Genomic DNA, 18,061 nt, shown 5'->3' with positions numbered 1-18,061 from the left:
CGTCAGGCCGCATCATTTGAAGCCGATGGTGCGGGCGACGAAGAGATTGTCGATATCGAGCGTCACGCCGCCAATCTTGTCGGAGGCGACGATCAGGCCGACATCGTAGGAATTGGTGGGGATGCCGAACGCCTCCGCGACCATGACCTTGTTGAGGTTGTCGTAGGCCGCCTTGACCTCGGCTGCTCCGCCCGAGGCGCCATCGACCCTGGCGATCGCCGCGACATAGTCGGGATGCGGATGCGGGTCCTTCAGGACCGGATTGCCCGAAGTCCGGTAGATCGAGTTGGTGGCGACGCGCGACGGGAACTTCTGGACATTGCCGACGGCGCCGAAGGTCGCAGCGAAATCGCCGCCGAGCAGCGCGGTGACGTATTCCGCGCCCTGCCGCATGTCCAGCTCGATGGGGATGCCGATCTTTTGCAGCGAGCCCTGCACGATCTGGCTGATCGCGACCGAAGCCTCGTCGCTGCCATTGACCAGGAGCTTCCAGCTCTTGAGCTCGTCGGCGGAGAGGCCGGAAGCGGCGATCAGCTTCTTCGCCTTCTCCAGGTCATAGGCATAGGTCGCGTTGTAGCTTTCGTCATAAGCCGGGCTCGCCGGCGCCCAGGGCAGCGCCACGACCTTGCCCATGCCAGCATAGCCGACGCGCAGGATGCTCGCTCGGTCCATCAGGTGGTTGAAGGCCTGCCGGAACGCCTTGTTGCGGAACGGCCCGCGCGTCGAATTGATGCGGAAGACCTGCACCAATGGCCCCGGCCCCGCGAAGACCTGGAAGCCGGCATTCTTGAGCCGCACCGCGCTGCGCGAGGAGCCGTTATAGACGATGTCGACCGCGCCCGATTCCAGCGCCGCGCTGGCGGAAGCGTCCTCGCTGAACACGGTGAAGACGAGATCCTGCACGATCGGCTGCTTCTCGCGCCAGTATTTCGGGTTGGCCTTGAGCGTCAGGCTCTGGCCGACGGCGCGGTTGACCAGCGTATAGGGGCCCGTGCCGGCCGGCACGGTCTCGACCGTATCGATGCCCTTCGGGTCGATCGGGATCAGGAACTGCAGGAAATCGAGGATCTGGCGCTCGGGCACCGGCGCCTTGAAGTTGATCGTCACCGTGGAATCGTCCGGCGCCGACCAGTCCTTCACGATCGACATGGTGGCGAAGACGTTCTTGCCGCGCTTGGGATCGGCGCCCTTCTGCAGGGTCGCCAGCACGGAATCCGCCTTGAACGGCGTGCCGCTATGGAAGGTCACGCCGCTGCGCAGCTTCAGCGTAACCGAGGTCTTGTCCGGCGTGATCGTCCATTCCGTCGCCAGGCTCGGCTCCGGCTTCCCCTCCGGCGTGTATTCGATCAGGCTGTCATAGAGGTTCTTGATGACGTGGAAATTCACCGTCGAGAGCTGCTGCGGATCATAGTTCGCCAGCTCGCTCAGCACGGCGACGCGCAGCCTCCCGCCCTTGAGCTGCTGGGCCGAGGCCGGCAAGGCCCCCGCCAGGGACGCGCCCGCCAGCGCAAGGCCGGCCATGCCGAATTGACGTCGCGACAGCTTTGTCATCGCTTTCCCCTTTTGTCGTGTCTGGTTTCGTCTCAGCGCGTCCCCGCTCCCGGCTGGGACGAATGCGCCCGCCAGTCGCTTATTGTCTCCAACGGATAGACCGGGCGCGGAATCCGCTGCCACGGCAGGGTGAACACGTCCGACTGCCCCGGCCCGCGCGTATCGGCTCGGACGAGCCCGGAGGCGATGCGGTCGAAATACTGGAAGTTCGATGCCGTCTTGAGCACGGCCATCTTGTAGTCGGACAGGTCGATGCCGAAGGCCTCGTAGACATCGGGCACATTGCCTGCGACGCCGCGCAGTTCGGAAATCAGGAGCGTCACCGGCCCGACATCGAAGATCGCGACCCGGCCCATGTCGACCTCCGGCTGATGGTTGAAGTTGAGTGGGATCGAGCCGCCGCCGAGCTTCCTGACTCGTCCCGTTACCGTCAGCGGCTTGAAGAAGGCGGTCGCCGCGTCGCCGCCGAGCGGCAGCGTCACCTCGGCGCCCTCGCCTGCCGCGGTCAGCGTCGCGACAGCTTTCGGCGAGATCAGCGGGATCAGCGCCTTGCTCCTGATGCCGAGCCGCAGCATTGATTCCAGCAGCAGGTTGCTGTCGCCGGCCGCGCCGCCGAAGACGGTATCGCCGGTATCGCTGACCACGACCATGCCGCGCTCCGCCGCATCGGCCTTGCGCACGGCATCGTCGATGGAAACCGCCTCGCGGATCTGGAAATCGTCGCGCATCGACCAGGCGAGATCGGCCAGTTCGTCCGCGAGTTTCTCGGCCAGGGCCTGGTCACCGTCTGTGACCACGATCGTCGACCAGCCGCCCTCGGCGACATCGAGCCAGGGCTGCATCGGATAGTTCGAGGCTTGCAGGACGCGCCGGTCGGCCTCGATGGCGCGGGCCCGGTCGAACCAGATCTTCATCGGGCCCTTCGAGGTCAGGAACTGCTCCTGATGCGAGAGCAGTGGGATCTTGCGCCAGGCCATGACCGGCCGGCACTTCTCCGTGAGGATGCGCAGCAGCACCTCGGTCCCGATCTTGCCGGTATCGAACACGTCATGCGGCTGGGTGCGGTGCCCGACGATGGCCGTGCAATTGGCCATGATCTTGTGCGTGACGTTGGCGTGGTGATCGAGCCCGAGCAGGATCGGCACGTCTGCTCCCAATATCTTGCGGCAGAGCTCGGCCTGCTCGCCCTCGACATCGTCGATGCCCTCGGCCGCACAGGCACCGTGCAGATGCAGGACGAGCCCGTCGATCGGCCCGACCGTCTCCAGCCCGGCCCGGATCTTCGCCTGGAAGAAATCGAAGGCTTCGCGCGAGATGCGCCCGCCCGCCACGGCCCAGGCGCGGATGATCGGGATCGTCTCGATATCGAGCCCGCTTTCCTTCACCGCCGCGTAATGCCCGCCGATCTGGCCGATCTCACCGAACTGCCGGGCGATCTCCTCGCCCTCGACAAGGCCGAACGCCTCGAAATCGGCGAGCGTCGTCAGCAGCGGATTGAAGTCGTTCGTCTCCTGAACGATGTGGATCAGCGCCAGACGCACGGGCATCCTCCCGGATTGCGACGCCGCCGGCCGGCCGATGCCGGGCAAAGCGGTTTGCGGAGTTCAGGGCATCGCGCCGGGCTGAATTCGTGTTGAGCGGCAGCCCGGCCTCATCGTCAAAAGCGTAAGGGCGCCAAATATTTCACGTCAAGGATTGGATGTTCCATCTGAAGGAACAGAAGCATACTGGCGTCTTTGGGAATCTCAGCCCTCATCCTGAGGAGCGCTCGAAGAGCGCGTCTCGAAGGATGGTCCAGATGGTTCCGGAGCCCCCTGGAACATCCTTCGAGACGCAGCCTCCGGCTGCTCCTCAGGATGAGGGCTATGATGTTGGTCCCAGCCTCAGAAGAAGGTCCGGATGGCGCCGGTGACCGTCCAGTCATCGTCGACCAGCATCAACACCGCCCATTTGTCGAAGGTCGTGCAGGGGTGGCCGATGCCGAAGGCCACCATGTCGCCGACCTGCAAGGGGCTCTCCTCCGGCGTGCCGAGATGGCAATGCTGGTCGTTGAGCCCCAGCACCGTATGGCCCGCGGGCATCGGCTCCGGCCGCGTCATCGCCCCGCCCGGCCGATACCAGCGCACCGGCACCGGCATCCCGGAATCGAACGAGATATCGCGCTTGCCGACGGTGAGCAGGCTGCGCCCGCGCTCGGGCCGCGACTGGACATAGGCCCAGACTTCGAGTGCCGGCTCCAGCCCGCCCGGCGGCAGCTTCAGGCTGGTCTCCAGCGTGATCCGCCGGAACGCCGCCGAATAGACCGTGGAATCATGGGTCAGGTAGCAGCCGGAACGCAGCACCTTGACGATCGGGCGCTTGAAGGCGGCGGCATTGAAGGCCTCGCCGACCCGGTCGAACAGCGAAGTCCCGCCGGCCGAGAGCACCATCGGCTCCGGCCCGAGCAGCCCTTCATTCTCCGCAGCCGCGGCAACCGCAACGACCTCACCCAGCAATCGGTCGGCATTGCCGGTGTCGCTGTGCAGCCCCTCGAAGCACTCGAAGCCGGCAAGCCGCAGCCCAGGCGCACCAGCGACCGCACGCGCCACGGCCAGCGCCTCCTCGCGGGTCCGGGCACCCGTGCGCCCACCCATGAAGCCGATCTCGACGAAGATGCGCAGCGGATTGTCCCCCGCATGCTCCTTCGCCGCCTGGGCCAGCAAGCCGACGCCCGCGACGCTGTCGGCAAGACAATAGAGCTCGAAGCCGGGCTCCCGCAGCGCTTCGAAACAGGCCGCAACCTCCTGCCGTCCGACCGGCTGGTTGGCGAGGATGACGCGCTTCACGCCGAAATGCCGGGCAACCGCGAGCTGCTGCATCGTCGCGACGGTGATCGCCCAGGCGCCATCGGCGACCTGCAGATCGAAGAGCTGCGGCGCCATCGTCGTCTTGCCATGCGGCGCGATCTTGAGGTCATTCGCGGCACTGAAGGCGCTCATCCAGGCACTGTTGGCCTTGAGCACGCTCTCGCGGATCACCGCGAGCGGCATCGGCAGGTCGCCGGCGAGCACGTTCCAGCCCTGTTTGCCGACATCGCCAAGCCTGAGCGAGGCACCCGGCGGCAGCCCTTTCACCAGTACATCGAGACGCTGCTCCTCGATCTCGCGGAGCGACAGGCGCGGAAGCGGGGCAGGAACAGTCACAGCCATGGATTCGGGTCCAGCGGAGAGAAGGGGCGTTTCACCTTGGTGTAGGGGATCTTGCCCGCATCGGGCGGGTAGGGTCCACCGCTGTCGAGGTAAAGCACCTGTGCCGCGATCGGCGCGAAAGCGGCGTGGAAATGGTTGGAGGATTTCACCACCACCACCGCCTTCGTGCTCAGGTCGATGCCGAGATCGGTGAAGACCGGCGGGCTGAAGGTCTGCGCCCGCGTCGAGGCCAGCACGATGTCGAGTTGGCCGATGCGGATCGCCGCCGCAGGCCCAAGCGACACCCAGCTCTGCTCGAACGGGATCAGCAGGTCCGCGGTCGTACCGGTAACCGTCACCACGGCATCGATCGGCCGGCCCGAGGACGGCGCCGCCTTGCCGATGAAGCGCAGGGGAATCTCGGCGCCGACGCCGGCCGCCCGGCACAGGCTCACGGCAACCGGGTCCCACATCGCTCCGATCGCGGTGGGCACGTCCGGATGCCGCAGGAGTGCCTCGACCATCACCGAGGAATCGCCGGCGACACCGCCGCCCGGATTGTCCCAGCGATCGGCCAGCACCACCGGCTTGCCGGGCTCAGCCAATTCGAGCGCCGCCGCGATGCCCTCCTCCGGCTTGTAGTGCTTCGGCGAGGCGCCCTGCCCCCAGCGCAGGATTTCGAGGCCGAGCTGCTTCGCCAGCGCCGCCGCCTTCGCCTCATTGCCATCGGTGATCACCAGAACCTTCGTCCCGACATCGGCAACGTCCGCCGCCTGGAAGCCATGCGCGACCGAGATCGAGAGGATGTCGTCTTGTCCCTCCATCGCCAGCAGTCGGTCGACGAAGCTGCGCCCGGGCTCGCGGCTGGTCATGAAGGCGGCGAGCCCACGGCAATCGAACACCGCGCTCACCGGCCTCACCTGCCGGCGCGCCATCTTCAGGCAGAGCTCCAGCAGGTCCTCGGCCCGCGCCAGGAAATCCGTATGCGGAAACTCCTTGAAGGCGACGATGATATCGGCGCCCGCGACCATTTCGGCGGTCAGGTGGCAATGCATGTCGAGTTCGGCGCCGATGACGCAATCCGGCCCGGCCAGCGCCCGCACCCGCGTGATCAGGTCGCCCTCGCAATCGTCATAGCCGCGCGCCACCATCGAGCCGTGCAGGCCGAGCAGCACGATATCGACCGGCAGCGCCGCCTTGAGCTGATCGAGGATCTCATCGCGCAGGCTCTCATAGCCCTCCTGCGAGACGAGGCCCGCGGGCTCGGCCCAGGTCGCCGTGCCCTCGACCAGCTCGTAGCCCTCGCTCGCGGCGCGGCGGCGTGCCGCCACGGTGGGCGCCGAGCACAGCGTCGGCGTGTCCGGATGCGTACCGGGCGGACAGTAGAAAGCCCCTTCGAAGGCGCTGCGATCGACGAAGAGCGGCGCGAAAGTGTTGGTTTCCGTCGCCAGCGACGCAGTGAAGACGCGCATCCGCATGCTCTCTCGGCCAGAGGCGGCAATCGCCCTTCGGACTGCCGGCCCGCCTCATGAAACGAGGTCGGGGCACGGCCTGTCAAAGCATCCGCGTTCCCTAGGATGGAACAATGCCGGCTTGATCCGGAACAGATCGGCGGCCGAGATGAATGCATCCTGTGAGCAAGGAGCCCCAGCCGATCATGCCCCGCCGCCGCATCCTGCTCGGATCGCTCTTCCACGAGACCCATAGTTTCGTCGACGAGGTGACGACGCTCGCCGATTTCACCGTCCGCAAGGGCGCGGAATTGCTGGCGCGCCGCGGCGACGGCTCGACGGTGGGCGGCTTCCTCGAAATCGCCGAGGCCGAGGGCTGGGAGGTGCTGCCGACGGTGGATTACACCGCCCTGCCCGCCGGCACGGTCGATCGTGCGGTGTTCCGGCGCTTCCTCGCGGAATTCGACGCCGGCTTGAAAGCGGCGCTCGCCGATGGCGGTCTCGACGGTATCTGGCTCGCCCTGCACGGCGCGATGGTCACGACCGAATGCCTTGACCCGGAAGGCGCGTTCCTCGCCCATATCCGCGCGGTGCCGGGCTGCGAGATTTTGCCGGTCTTCGGCGTCTTCGATCTTCACGCCAATTTCACCGCTGCCATGGCGGCGCATGCCAACGCGCTCGTCGCCTATCGCGAGAACCCGCATACGGATGCCCGCGAATCCGCCGTCCGGTCCGCGCGGTTGCTGGCACGGTCATTCGCAAGCGGAGAGCTCCCCCGCATGCTCTCCTGCAACGCGCCGGTGATCTGGCCGCCGACCGGCACCGGCACGGCCGACCGGCCGATGCGCGATCTGGAGGCGCTGGCGCGCCTGATTGAACAGGAGAATCCGAATATCTGGGTGGCCAATGTCGTCGGCGGCTATTCCTTCTCGGATGTGCCCGAGGCTGGCGTTGCCTTCGCGGTCGCCTTCACCGGCCCGGAAGCGGTGGCCCGCGAGGCGCTGGATCGCCTCACGGCAACAGCGGTTGAGCTGCGTGAATTCGGCCTGCCGGCGGAATGGAATCTCGATGCGGCCGTCGCGGAGATCCTGCGCTCCGAAGGCGGCCCCTATATCGTCGTCGAGCCCGCCGACAATATCGGCGGCGGCGCACCGGGCGACGCCACGTCAGTGCTGCGGGCCTTCCTGCGCCACGGCGTCGGCAACTGCGCGGTCGCCATCGCCGATCCCGCCGCCGTCGCCGCCATGGCCGGCGCCAGGCCCGGCGAAATCCGCAAGCTCTCGATCGGCGGCAAGGGCAGCGCCATCGCCGAAGGGCCGGTCGAGATCGAGGCCAGCTTCGTCAGTGCCAGCGACGGCGAATTCGCGCTGGAAGACCTCAACAGCCATCTCGCGGCCTCGCAGGGCTCGCGCTTCAACATGGGCCCCTGCGTGGTCGTGCAGGTCGAGGGCGTCACCGTGCTGCTGAGCAGCCGCAAGACTCCGCCTTTCGACCTTGGCCAGCTCCGCTCGCAAGGCATCGAGCCGGAAACGCTGAAGGCGATCGGCGTGAAGGCGGCGGTGGCGCACCGGCGCGCCTATGACAAGATCGCGAAGGGCAGCTTCACCGTGACGACGCCCGGCCCCTGCACCAGCCGGATCGCCGGCCTGCCCTACAAGCGCCTGCGCCGGCCAGTGTTTCCGCTGGATTGAGTGGCGCCCTCGGCTTTCCCCGCGACGCGGGTCATCCCGGACGCAGCGAAGCGGAGATCCGGGATCCATGCCGGAACCTCAACCGGAAGCGCTCCGGAATGGATCCCGGGTCAGGCCCGGGATGACCGCGTGGTTCTCAAGAGAACCAGCAAACGCATAACCTGCATTTTCCCTCTTGAACCTGAAGTGGCTACAGCTTGTAGAGAGATGTCCCGTAGCGAAAGAGAGACGGAGACACGTCATGGCCGCCCGCCCCGAAACCACAGCCCAGACCTTGTCCTGGAAGGTCGGCGGCATGGATTGCGCAAGCTGCGCGGCAAAGATTCGTGGCGCGGTGGAGCGCCTGCCCGGCGTCAGCGATGTCAGGCTCTCGGTGATGTCGGAGACGCTGACCCTCGCGCTGGATGCCGGCGCGACCACGCCGGAAGCGATCGAGAAGCGCGTCAACGGCCTCGGCTACACCACGGCCGCGCTGGCCACACCGGCCGCCGAGCGTCAGGCGACCAGGCAGGACAATTGCGGCTGTGGCCATGACCATGGCGCTCACAAGCACGAGCATTCCGATCACGACCACGCCCATGATCACGGCCAGCATGAGCACGGCGATGCCTGCTGCTCGGATCATGCGCATGGCCACGACCACAAGCACGATCACGCCGGCCATTCCTACGCCGGACACGACCACGCCCCGAAGACCACCACGCCGACCGCCGCCGCGAAGGATCACGGCCACGGCCTGCCCGGCCATGTCCATGAAGCCACGCCCGAGGGCGCGAGCTGGTACCAGACCGGCAAGGGCCGGCTCGTCATCGCGACAGGTCTCTTCCTCGGCGCCGCCTATGGCGCCGGCTTGATCTGGCCGGGCATCGGCCACTGGGCCTTCATCCTGGCCTGTATCGTCGGCGTCCTGCCCGTCGCGAAGCGCGCCTTCGCGGCGGCCCGCGCCGGCATTCCCTTCACCATCGAGATGCTGATGACGATTGCCGCCATCGGCGCGCTCTTCATCGGCGCGGCCGAGGAAGCGGCGCTGGTCGTCTTCCTCTTCGCGGTCGGCGAGGTGCTGGAAGGGGTCGCGGCGGATCGCGCCCGCGCCTCGATCCGCGCGCTCGGCGATCTCGTGCCCAAGACCGCGATCATCGAGGAGAACGGCGCGACCCGGCAGGTCGATGCCGCGAGCCTCCGCATTGGCCAGACCGTGCTCGTCCGCCCCGGCGACCGCATCCCGGCCGATGGCGAGATCACCGACGGCACCTCCGGCATCGACGAGAGCCCGGTCACCGGCGAATCCGTGCCGAAGACCAAGGGCGTCGGCGAGCCCGTCTATGCCGGCTCGGTCAACCGCGAGGCGGCGCTGCGCGTGCGCGTCGACAAGGCGGCCGAAGACAACACCATCGCCCGCATCATCCGCCTGGTCGAGGAAGCGCAGGAGGCCCGCGCCCCGACCGAGCGCTTCATCGACCGCTTCTCGCGCTGGTACATGCCGGCGATCGTCGGCCTCGCCGTGCTGGTCGCGCTGGTGCCCCCGCTCTTGCTCGGCGCCGAATGGTCGGTCTGGATCTACCGGGCGCTGGCGCTGCTGCTGATCGGCTGCCCCTGTGCGCTCGTCATCTCGGTGCCCGCCTCGATCGCCGCCGCCCTGTCGGCCGGCGCCCGTCAGGGCCTGCTGATGAAGGGCGGCGTCGTCATCGAGACCGCCGCCAAGACCGGCCTCGTCGCCTTCGACAAGACGGGCACGCTCACGCAGGGGCGGCCGCGCGTCACCGATATCGTGGCGCTCGCCGGCAGCGAGGCCGAGGTTCTCGCCTTCGCCGCCGCGGTCGAGCACGGCTCGGCGCATCCGCTGGCTGAAGCCGTGCTGGAGCGCACCCGTACGGATGGCATCGCCTACAAGCCGGCGGCCGAGGCTGCGGCGCTCGCCGGCAAGGGCGTCACCGGCAAGGTCGATGGCCGCGCCGTCTTCGTTGGCGCCCCGCGCCATGCCGAGAGCCGCGCCCCCTTCGACAAGCGGGCACGCCTCACGGCTGAGGAGCTGGAGGCCGCCGGCAAGACCGTCGCCGCCGTCGTCGTCGACGGCACGCTCGCAGGCTTCATCGCGCTCCGCGACGAGCCGCGCGAGGATGCTGCAGCTGCGATCGCCGAACTCAAGGCCATGGGCATCCGCTCGACCATGCTGACCGGCGACAATGCCCGCACCGGCGCCGCCATCGCCGCCGGCCTCGGCATGGAGCACAAGGCCGAGCTCATGCCCGACGACAAGGTCGCGGCGATCAAGGCCTTCTCCGGCGAGACGTCGGTGATGATGGTCGGCGACGGCATCAACGATGCGCCGGCATTGGCGGCCGCCAGCATCGGCATCGCCATGGGCTCCGGCACCGATGTCGCGCTGGAGACCGCCGATGGCGCAGTACTGAAGAGCCGCGTGCGCGATGTCGCCGCGCTGATCCGGCTGGCGCGCGCGGCGATGGGCAACATCCGCACCAACATCACGATCGCGCTCGGGCTGAAGGCGGTGTTCCTGGTGACCAGCGTGCTCGGCTATACCGGCCTCTGGGTCGCGATCCTCGCCGATACCGGCGCAACCGTGATCGTCACCGCCAATGCCCTGCGGTTGCTGCGCTTCGACGCCGGCAAGGTGGGCTGACGGGAGAGTGGCCTACGCTTGTCATTCCGGGGCGCGCCGCAGGCGCGAACCCGGAACCTACGACTGGGCGAGCCGCCTGCAACTGAACACCACAGTCCCACCCGGTCGTGGGTTCCGGGTTCTTCGCTTACGCGAAGCCCCGGAATGACAAAGGTGGAGCGAAGGCATCGCAATCAGGAAACAAGACGCCGCAGGATATCTCACACGCTGATATCGGCGAGCGCGCCGGTCTTCTTCGCATTCTCGCCCTTGGCTTCCATCTGCTTCAGCATCTCGTCGCGGATCTTGCTCATGATGTCGGCCTTGGCCTGCGCGTCGAGCTTGTTGAATTCCTCCTCGGTCATGCCGAGCTTGGCGAGGAGCGCGGCCTGAACCCGCTCCTCCGGCGACATCCGCGCGATCTTCAGGAATTCGGCTTCGGTCGAGGATGACGAGACGGAGGTTGAAGCGGAAGCGCCGGCATCCTGCTTCGAATCGTCGTCGGCGGACTGTTTGGCGGCGTAGGTCTTCGTCAGGTTGACGGGCCAGTTCGAGGTCGAGAACGAGATGGTCATCGCGTGCTCCTTTCTGCTGGGCACCGGCAGGCAATCTCCGGGCCGCGAGGCCCTCTCCTTGAAAGCAGTGAGATATCAATTACTTGTCGGATAGCCGGCGCAATGCGAGACGATTCAGCCCGGGAAATCCGGCAAGTTCTACCCGGCAAACTCTGCCGCAGCGGATCGACGCGCGAAGGTGGACGAGCCTTCGGCCGCGGCCGGGAATCGCAGCCTCGCCACCTCCTGCTGCAACGCAAAATTGCTGTGACGCAGGCGCTCGCAATTTAGCACATGCAACATGACCAATTAATAGGCAATCATCGATCGAACCTCCGCTTCAAGTCGACCGATGCACAAATCAAAGGCCGCCGATTTCCTCAATTTCGCCGCAAGCATTACGTTCAGCGCAGAACGATCCCACAAAAATGACCGGAACCTTAACTCGTCATGCATTAGAAGCATATCGGAGCTGACGACGTGCCCCTGTTGGAAGCAGGCTGTCCGGTTTATATGCAGTGCACAACGAAATTATCGCTGTGGGCACCGCCCCGGTCCGGAATATTCGCAAGGAAGACCACAATGTTCGTCACCATGATCGCCGCCAAAATCCGCGCCTACCTCCGCTATCGCGAGACCGTCCGCGAGCTCTCCCGTCTGACCGACCGCGAGCTCGACGATCTCGGCCTGTCGCGCTCGGAGATCTCCTTCATCGCCCGCTCGCACGCTGCGGCCTGAAGACTCTGGAATGACAACCGTCGCGCATCGGGCGCGGCGCGTTCCGTGTAGTTTCTCCTGAGGCTCGTGTTTCCCCTCCCCTCGAGCTTCGGTCGAAGAGCGAATGCCCGCCTCACGGCGGGCATTTTGCATTTCAGGGCGCCTGTCCCTTGACCTGCGGCCCGGCTGCGGACACATCCCCAGCCATGGAACCCGTTCATATCATCGGCGGCGGTCTCGCCGGCTCCGAAGCCGCCTGGCAGATCGCGCAGGCCGGCGTCCCCGTCGTCATCCACGAGATGCGGCCCGTTCGCGGCACCGACGCCCACAAGACGCAAGGACTGGCCGAGCTCGTCTGCTCGAACTCCTTCCGCTCCGACGATTCCTCCAGCAATGCCGTCGGCCAGCTCCACTGGGAGATGCGCCGGCTGAACTCGCTGATCATGGCCAAGGGCGACGCCCATCAGGTCCCGGCCGGCGGTGCGCTCGCGGTCGACCGCGACGGCTTCTCCCAGGCCGTCACCGCCGCGCTGGAAGCGCATCCGCTCGTCACCATCGATCGCGGCGAGATCGCCGGCCTCCCACCGGCCGAGTGGGACAATGTCATCATCGCGACCGGCCCGCTGACCTCGCCTGCGCTGGCCACAGGTCTGCAGTCGCTGACATCCGAGGATTCGCTCGCCTTCTTCGATGCCATCGCGCCGATCGTCCATTTCGATTCGATCGACATGGACCAGGCCTGGTTCCAGTCGCGCTACGACAAGGCCGGCCCCGGCGGCACCGGCGCCGACTACATCAACTGCCCGCTCGACCGCGACCAGTACGAGGCCTTCATCGACGCGCTGCTTGCCGCCGAGAAGACCGAGTTCAAGGAATGGGAAGGCACGCCCTATTTCGACGGCTGCCTGCCGATCGAGGTCATGGCCGAGCGCGGCCGCGAGACCCTGCGCTGGGGCCCGATGAAGCCGGTCGGCCTCACCAACAAGCACAACCCGACGGTCAAGGCCTATGCCGTGGTCCAGCTCCGGCAGGACAACGCGCTGGGCACGCTTTTCAACATGACCGGCTTCCAGACCAAGCTGAAATATGGCGAGCAGGCGAACATCTTCCGGATGATCCCCGGCTTGCAGAATGCCGAGTTCGCGCGGCTGGGCGGCATCCACCGCAACACCTACCTCAACTCGCCGAAGCTGCTCGACGAGCGCCTGCGTCTCAAGGCGGACACACGCCTGCGCTTCGCCGGCCAGATCACCGGCTGCGAGGGCTATGTCGAGAGCGCCGCGACCGGCCTCCTCGCCGGCCGCATGGCCGCGGCCGAGCGGCTTGGCCGCGAGCTGCCGATGCCGCCGGCGACGACGGCGCTCGGCGCCCTGGTCAACCACATCACCGGCGGCCACATCGTCACCATCGACGAGGGGCCACGTTCCTTCCAGCCGATGAACATCAATTTCGGCCTGTTCCCGCTGATCGAAGGCGTCGCGACCACCGGCCCCGACGGCAAGCGCCTGAAAGGCCCGGCCAAGAGCCTCGCCCGCAAGCAGGCCCTGACGGCCCGCGCCAAGCAGGTCATGGACGAATGGGCCGGCGGCGTCGAAGCGAAAGCGGCGGAGTAGGAAGTCACGCCGTCATTCTCGACGGGCAGAACAAGCGGGGGGAAACCCCTCTCCTGTAAGGAGAGGGGCAGGGGTGAGGTGTCGGCCCCTCGACCAGAGAGGCGTTGTCCTGGCCGCTGCGCAGCGACCACCTCACGGCAATCACGGTGAGCGGCCTACCCCTCACCCTGCCCTCTCCCTATGGGAGAGGGTTCCCCGCGCTATCTAGAATTCTGCCTAGGCACTGCTCTCCGTCCAAGAACGACGGCCGCGCCCTCACCGCTTCCGCGAAGCCCGCCACAGCACCCATTGCCGGCGCCAGGCCGGAAGGGTGATGATGGTGCGATAGGGGTCGTAGCCGCCCACCTCCATCCGCTTGAGATAGGGCTCGACCAGCGCGACCGGCAGGAAGGCGGGCTTCAGCCCGGAGGGAATCGTCTCGCTGAGGCTGGTGAGCTTCTTCAGGTGTCCGCGCGCGATCTCGCGCAGTTCCTTGAGCGTATAGAGCACGCCGGGCCCGCCGCGTCCGCGCACGATGTCGTCGCGCGTCACGCCGTTGCGGGCGAGGATATCGGCCGGCAGATAGACCTGCCCCTCCGCCGCATGCCACGGGAAGGCGCGCATCAGCCCGGTCAGCGCATAGGCGACGCCGGCATGGCCGCAGGCCGTCGCCCCGCCAGGATCGCGCCCGCCGGCCAGGACGATGCAGGCAAGCCGCATCACGGCGCTCACCGTCTCGCCGGCATAGCCTTCGAGATCGCGCAGCGAGGGCATCGGATCGTCATAGAGATCGAAGATGCGGGAATCGATCAGCGCCGTCAGCGGCGCGACCGGCAGGCGATAGCGCCTGATCGTGTCGAGCAGGGCCGCCGCGACCGGATGCGCCTGCGTCTCGCCGCCGGCTTGCCCCTCCAGCACGTCACGCCACCATTGCAGGCGCACCTCGCCGGGCAGCGGCTCGCTCACCAGCGCCCTGACCCGCGCGATCTCCAGACTGAAGGCATAGAGCGCATAGAGCGCGGCGCGACGGTCCTCGGGCGCATAGAGCCCGGCGATATAGCGATCCTGATCCTGCTCGCGGACCAGCGCGGCGCAATGGGCATAGGCCTCCGGCAGGCGCGCCGGCGCGATCTCCCTGCGGTCGTCGGTCTCGGTCTGCGGCATCGTTCCGCCCTGGCCCGTCATCACTCGCCCTCGGCCCAAGCCCAGTCTAGGCCAAGCGCGGCGTCATCGCTACGCGCCGCTCACATGGCCGGCTCACGACATGGTCCTAGTCGACCGCGATCAGAGCCGCCGCCACCCGCCGGTCCTCGCCGACGAGGACATTGTAGGTTCGCGCCGCCGCGCCGGTCGCCATGCCCTCGACCGCGATTCCCGCCTGCTTGAGAGGATCACGCAGGGCGGGCGGAATGAAGGCGATATCCGCTCCCGTCCCGATCAGCAGGAAATCGATCGTCCCGGCCTCGTCGAGCACCGGTTGCAGGCTCTCGATCGTCACTTCGGAGAAGCGCGTCACCGGCCAGATGCGGATGCCAGCCGGCGTTGCGATGATCGAGCCCTTGTGGCTCATCTCGGCGAAGCGAAACCCGCCCGCGCCGATGGCGTCGAGCGGAAAGCGGCCGGGAACGAAGCCCTCGAAACGCGGCATTGGCCGCGATCAGGCCTTCGCCTTGGCGGCGGAAGTCTTGGCTCGCGCCGCCTCCTGCGCCTCCTCGCGGGCGCCGGCCGAGCGGACATCCATGTAGAGCAGCACGGGGGTCGAGACGAACATCGCCGAATAGGTGCAGACCACGACGCCGAACAGCATGACCAGCGCGAAGCCCTCGATCGCCGAGCCGCCGAAGATCACGAGCGCCAGCAGCGACAGGAAGGTCGTGGTCGCCGTCATCGCGGTGCGCGACAGGGTCGAGTTCACCGAGAGGTCGAGCAGCTCGGCCACCGGCATGGTCTTGTAGCGGCGCAGCAATTCGCGCGTGCGGTCGAACACCACGACGGTCTCGTTCAGCGAATAGCCGACGATGGTCAGGATCGCCGCGATCGAGGTCAGGTTGAATTCGAGCTGCGTGATCAGGAAGAAGCCGATCGTCAGCACGATGTCGTGCAGCGTGCCGAGGATCGCACCGATCGCCAGCGGCATCTCGAAGCGGAACCAGAGATAGATCAGCACGCCGACGATCGCGAGCACGACGCCGAGCGTGCCGGCCTGCACCAGTTCGCCCGAGACGCGCGGGCCGACGGTCTCGACGCGGCGGAACTCATAGCTGGAAGCGAAAGCCTCGCGCGCCTTGACCACGACGGCCTGCTGCGCCGTCTCGCCGCCCGGCTGCATGCCGAAGCGCATCGAGACTTCGCCGCCAGAGCCGAATTCCTGCACCTCCGCCTCGCCGAAGCCGAGCGCGTTGGCGGTGTGGCGGATCTGGGCGATATCGACGGCCTGCCCCTTGGTCTGCATCTCGATCAAGGTGCCGCCCTTGAAGTCGATGCCGAAATTCAGGCCGACGGTCAGGAACAGCACGATCACCAGGATCGAATAGGCGGCCGACAGCGGATAGCTGAAGCGGCGGAACCAGACGAATTTGAACTTGGTGTTGTCCGGAACGATACGAAGCAGGCGCATGGCCAATCTCCTGAAGGGTTGGCAGCGTCAGAACGGCAGGCGCTTGGGCTTGGCCCAGCGATACCAGATCGCGATCAGCATCCGCGTCAGCGTCACCGCCGTGATCACGGTGGTGAGAATGCCGAGGATGAAGACCACCGCGAAGCCGCGCACCGGGCCGGAGCCGAGCGAGAACAGTGCCACCGCCGCGATCAGCATCGTGACGTTGGAGTCGATGATCGTGGCGAAGGCGCGCTGGAAGCCGGCTTCGAGCGCCGAGACGAGGCTGCGGCCCTGATGCTCCTCCTCGCGCATGCGCTCGTAGATCAGCACGTTGGAGTCGACCGCCGTGCCGATGGTCAGCACGATGCCGGCGATGCCGGGCAGCGTCATCGTCGCGCCGAGGAAGGACATCAGGCCGAAGATCAGGCCGACATGGACCAGCAGCGCGATGCTCGCGATCAGGCCGAAGATGCCGTAGGTCGCGAGCATGTAGATCACCACCAGCACGGTCGCGATCAGGGTCGCCATCTTGCCGGCCTGGATCGAGTCGGCGCCGAGGCCGGGGCCGACGGTGCGTTCCTCGACGATCGTCATGCGGGCGGGCAGCGCGCCGGCGCGCAGCAGGATCGCGAGGTTATTAACTTGCTCGACCGTGAAATTGCCGGAGATCTGGCCTGAGCCGCCCGTGATCGGCGACTGGATCACCGGCGACGAGATCACCTTGTTGTCGAGCACGATCGCCAGCGGGCGGCCGAGATTCTCGGTGGTGATCTGACCAAAGCGCTGGGCGCCGCGGATGTTGAAGCGGAAGTTCACGATCGGCGTGCCGCTGCGCGAATCGAAAGCGGGCTGCGCGTCGATCAGATCGGCACCGTCGACCGAGGGCTGGCGCAGCACGGGGACCTGCTGCCCACCGGCATCCTGCGACGGCAGCATGTCGATATCGCTGCTATTGGCATCGCCGACGAGGCGGAACTCGAGCTTCGCGGTCTGGCCGAGAATGTCCTTGAGCTTCTGCGGATCCTGCAGGCCCGGCACCTGAACCAGGATACGGTCGAGACCCTGGCGCTGGATGTTCGGCTCGGTCGTGCCGAGCGCGTCGACGCGCCGGCGCAGCACTTCCATCGCCTGCTCGACGGCGCGGCGGATGCGCTCGTTCGAACCGGCCTCGGTGACCGTGAGCTGGATCAGCCCATCAGGCTGGTCGGTGACGGTGATCGACTGGTTGCCGGAGGGGCCGAAGGCGCCGAGCGTACCGATCGGCTGAGCGAGCTCGCGCAGCTTCGGCAGCACGCGGGCGCGCTCCGTGGCGTCCGGAACACGCACCTGCACACCGCGCGTCGTCGTCTGGATGCCGCCCTGCGGGTTGGCACGCTCTTCGCGGAGGATGCGGCGGACGTCGTCACGCAACTGGACGACCTGGCTGCGCACCAGCTCGGCCCGGTCGATTTCGAGCAGGACGTGGGACCCGCCCTGCAAATCAAGGCCGAGCACCACCGCATGGATCGGCAGGAAGGCGCGCGGAATCCAGGACGGCGCGTTGGTTTCGATGGCCTTGCGCGTCTCAGGCGACAAGAGGTTCGGCACGGCGAGCCCGCAGCCGATGAACAGCACGAGCAGGACGAGAATGACCTTGCGGGCCTGGAGACGAAGCATCTGCGTGAACAGCCTTGTTATCGTGCCCGGGCTCCCGAATCGGGAGCCCTAGCCACCGCATTCTCAGTTCTTGACCGGCTCGCCCTTGGAACGGACGTCCTGGATCATGCCGCGCACGATGCGCACGCGCACGCCGTCGGCGATCTCGACCTCGATCTCGCCGTCGTCGACGACCTTCGAGACCTTCGCGATCATGCCGCCGGAGGTAACAACCGTGTCGCCACGGCGCACGTTCTTGATCAGCTCCTGATGGGCCTTGGCCCGGCGCTGCTGCGGCCGGATGATCAGGAACCACATGATGACGAAGATCAGCAGGAACGGCACGAGCTGGATCAGCATGTCGGCGCCGCCACCGGCTCCTGTGGCCTGGGCGAAAGCGGGGGTGATCACGAATACACTCCTCTGGTACGGCGGCGGCACGCCGCCGACCGCGAATCTCTGATGGAAAGACGTAAGGCCAAAA

Annotated in this window: 14 protein-coding genes; 4 read left to right on the top strand and 10 right to left on the bottom strand. The window is 66.9% G+C overall.

Annotated elements, in window-relative coordinates:
- Window positions 1–12: 12 nt before the first annotated feature.
- From WFK61_RS14410 to WFK61_RS14395, 4 genes are all read right to left on the bottom strand, one after another.
- Window positions 13–1,551, bottom strand: a complete 1,539-nt coding sequence (locus WFK61_RS14410; protein WP_336812719.1) for an ABC transporter substrate-binding protein — start codon at window positions 1,549–1,551, stop codon at window positions 13–15.
- Between the two features lie 32 nt (window positions 1,552–1,583).
- Window positions 1,584–3,092, bottom strand: coding sequence for a M81 family metallopeptidase (locus WFK61_RS14405; protein ID WP_336812717.1), 1,509 nt, complete (start codon window positions 3,090–3,092; stop codon window positions 1,584–1,586).
- A 342-nt stretch (window positions 3,093–3,434) separates the two neighbouring features.
- Window positions 3,435–4,739 (bottom strand): alanine racemase, encoded by a 1,305-nt coding sequence (locus tag WFK61_RS14400; protein WP_336812715.1) that lies wholly within the window; start codon window positions 4,737–4,739, stop codon window positions 3,435–3,437.
- The gene (locus WFK61_RS14395; protein ID WP_336812713.1) at window positions 4,730–6,190 is read right to left on the bottom strand and encodes a M81 family metallopeptidase; all 1,461 of its coding nucleotides are present in this window, start codon (window positions 6,188–6,190) and stop codon (window positions 4,730–4,732) included. The genes WFK61_RS14400 and WFK61_RS14395 overlap by 10 nt, the downstream gene beginning before the upstream one ends.
- Window positions 6,191–6,375: 185 nt before the next feature.
- Here WFK61_RS14395 and WFK61_RS14390 point away from each other — a divergent pair, with 185 nt between their 5' ends.
- A complete protein-coding gene (locus WFK61_RS14390; protein ID WP_336812711.1) occupies window positions 6,376–7,860 on the top strand; it encodes a M81 family metallopeptidase in 1,485 nt (494 codons plus the stop codon).
- Between the two features lie 241 nt (window positions 7,861–8,101).
- Window positions 8,102–10,501 carry a heavy metal translocating P-type ATPase gene (locus WFK61_RS14385; protein WP_336812709.1) on the top strand — a complete coding sequence of 800 codons (2,400 nt, stop codon included), beginning with the start codon at window positions 8,102–8,104 and terminating at the stop codon, window positions 10,499–10,501.
- 200 nt (window positions 10,502–10,701) lie between these two features.
- Here WFK61_RS14385 and WFK61_RS14380 read toward each other — a convergent pair whose 3' ends face one another.
- Complete coding sequence (locus WFK61_RS14380) at window positions 10,702–11,055, bottom strand: hypothetical protein (protein WP_336812707.1); 354 nt, start codon at window positions 11,053–11,055, stop codon at window positions 10,702–10,704.
- Window positions 11,056–11,616: 561 nt separating this feature from the next.
- On the opposite strand from WFK61_RS14380, the gene WFK61_RS14375 reads away from it, so the two are divergent.
- Together WFK61_RS14375 and trmFO are read left to right on the top strand one after the other, a co-directional pair.
- On the top strand, window positions 11,617–11,772 hold the full coding sequence (locus tag WFK61_RS14375; RefSeq protein WP_082009515.1) for a DUF1127 domain-containing protein: 156 nt from the start codon (window positions 11,617–11,619) through the stop codon (window positions 11,770–11,772).
- 185 nt (window positions 11,773–11,957) lie between these two features.
- A complete protein-coding gene (gene trmFO, locus WFK61_RS14370) occupies window positions 11,958–13,364 on the top strand; it encodes a methylenetetrahydrofolate--tRNA-(uracil(54)-C(5))-methyltransferase (FADH(2)-oxidizing) TrmFO (protein ID WP_336812702.1) in 1,407 nt (468 codons plus the stop codon).
- A 255-nt stretch (window positions 13,365–13,619) separates the two neighbouring features.
- On the opposite strand, the gene WFK61_RS14365 is transcribed toward trmFO, so the two are convergent.
- From WFK61_RS14365 to yajC, 5 genes are all read right to left on the bottom strand, one after another.
- Entirely contained in the window at window positions 13,620–14,507 is an 888-nt protein-coding gene (locus WFK61_RS14365; protein ID WP_336812781.1) for a phytoene/squalene synthase family protein, read from the bottom strand.
- A 106-nt stretch (window positions 14,508–14,613) separates the two neighbouring features.
- Window positions 14,614–14,991 carry an Mth938-like domain-containing protein gene (locus WFK61_RS14360; RefSeq protein WP_336812700.1) on the bottom strand — a complete coding sequence of 126 codons (378 nt, stop codon included), beginning with the start codon at window positions 14,989–14,991 and terminating at the stop codon, window positions 14,614–14,616.
- 9 nt (window positions 14,992–15,000) lie between these two features.
- Window positions 15,001–15,960 (bottom strand): protein translocase subunit SecF, encoded by a 960-nt coding sequence (gene secF / locus WFK61_RS14355; protein ID WP_336812698.1) that lies wholly within the window; start codon window positions 15,958–15,960, stop codon window positions 15,001–15,003.
- A 27-nt stretch (window positions 15,961–15,987) separates the two neighbouring features.
- The gene (gene secD, locus WFK61_RS14350) at window positions 15,988–17,598 is read right to left on the bottom strand and encodes a protein translocase subunit SecD (protein ID WP_336812696.1); all 1,611 of its coding nucleotides are present in this window, start codon (window positions 17,596–17,598) and stop codon (window positions 15,988–15,990) included.
- A 63-nt stretch (window positions 17,599–17,661) separates the two neighbouring features.
- Window positions 17,662–17,937: a preprotein translocase subunit YajC gene (yajC, locus tag WFK61_RS14345; protein ID WP_257733051.1), complete on the bottom strand. Its 276-nt coding sequence runs from the start codon at window positions 17,935–17,937 to the stop codon at window positions 17,662–17,664.
- Window positions 17,938–18,061: the final 124 nt, after the last annotated feature.

Origin of the sequence: Allobosea sp. MMO-172 (assembly GCF_037147855.1) — a bacterium.
Taxonomy (GTDB): Bacteria; Pseudomonadota; Alphaproteobacteria; order Rhizobiales; family Beijerinckiaceae; genus Allobosea.
This window is presented reverse-complemented; position numbering and strand designations above follow the sequence as displayed.